This window comes from Citrobacter sp. wls619 (assembly GCF_005281345.1).
Classification (GTDB): domain Bacteria; phylum Pseudomonadota; class Gammaproteobacteria; order Enterobacterales; family Enterobacteriaceae; genus Citrobacter.
On record NZ_SZXJ01000040.1, the window covers coordinates 2532 to 3852 of the forward strand.

The window sequence follows — 1321 nt, forward strand, 5'->3', positions numbered from 1 at the left end:
ACGGTGTCAGAATCCCGCGATGGTCTGGAGCAGCGGATTTCTCTGGTACAGAGTTAAAGGGCTACGTGCGTCACTTTCCCGCTCTGCGCGGTTAAAGTGACGCACGGGCACTGGTGCAGTGTTTAAACGTTGCGTTTCTGGTGCAGTTTTACGGCCACGCGGCAGCAAAGCCTTCGGCAATGCAGGCCGCAGTCCGTAAAGGTAAAAGGCGCTGAGGGTATCAGCAGATACAGGTTAGCCGGGATAATTCCGGCGCGGTGCAGATTCAGACCAGCAGGCTGGCGCTGTAAAGGACGTATCGTGTTAAAATCCGGGCCTCCGTCGCGATGTTCTGCGACCCGGTGTTTGCAGAGGTCGGCACCGGTAAACGGATCAACCTTCCTGATAACAGGCGCTTCTTTCAGGTTGTGAAGCGTTGGGCGCTGTCAACGACAGCATAGGGCAAAGGGGAGACTATGCCAGTGCAGGTGGCGCAGAAAGGAAAAACTGTTTTTGCATCAAAAAGGTTATTTGCGAACCTGAACTGCCGCGCTTCGCTTGCCTCCTCCCGCTCTTCTGACAGCAAAGCCATCAGAAGAGCGGGAGAGACGATTTAGCAATTTTTGGGCTTACTTTTCGGGCTTACGGTAGCGGGAAGGCCAGATTTGCTCCGGCGCAATGCCCAGCGCATCGGCAATCAGCCTCTCACCTTTGGGCCAGTGCCTTATCAGCGCGTTTGCCAGCGTGGAGGACGCCAGCCCTGAATTGCGGGAAACGGCAGAATGCCAGTCTGATTGCATCATGCCGCCACCCCGTCAATAAACTTTACGCCGTCAGCGGTACGCAGCCAGCGCGGGGCTTTCATTTCCGCAGCGAAGTAATTGATCAGATCGTACAGCAGCCAGCTCAGTTGTTTCTCCTTTTCAGAAGAAAACCCCTGCTCCGCCAGCGTCTGCGTCGGGACGAGGCAGTAACTACAAAGCCCGGTGCATTCCGGCCCAAACTCGGGAGAATTCTCCGGGAGGGTATCGACGGTCAGGCTTTCAACAAGATGGGGCGGAACGGGTTCTAACAGCGTGGGCTGGAGCAGCGTCAGAGCGGCGTTGAGTCTGCCGCAGAGCGCCATTTTCAGCGTGGGGTCGTCGTTTTCAATCAGGGTTTCGGCGAAGTTTTCGCAGTGGTCGGCAAGGACCGTGAAGTCCGTAGCGGCATTGAAGGAAACAGCAAGTAACGGGTGTGTTTGGGGGGGATCGTAGCCATAGTGGCAGCCTCCAGTATGTGATTTTTAAAACCACCACCGGAGAGGTCAATCCCACGGGTGGTGGACTGAACGAGGTTGACC

The 1321-nt window shown here is 56.1% G+C and carries 1 protein-coding gene and 1 pseudogene; both read right to left on the reverse strand.

From position 1 onward, the window contains the following. Positions 1–608 precede the first annotated feature (608 nt). Complete coding sequence (locus FDX19_RS07785) at positions 609–782, reverse strand: helix-turn-helix domain-containing protein (RefSeq protein WP_249357538.1); 174 nt, start codon at positions 780–782, stop codon at positions 609–611. Beyond that, positions 779–1222, reverse strand: a pseudogene (locus tag FDX19_RS07790) (hypothetical protein); the annotation flags it as partial. The gene FDX19_RS07785 and the pseudogene FDX19_RS07790, both read right to left, overlap by 4 nt. Between the last annotated feature and the right edge of the window lie 99 nt (positions 1223–1321).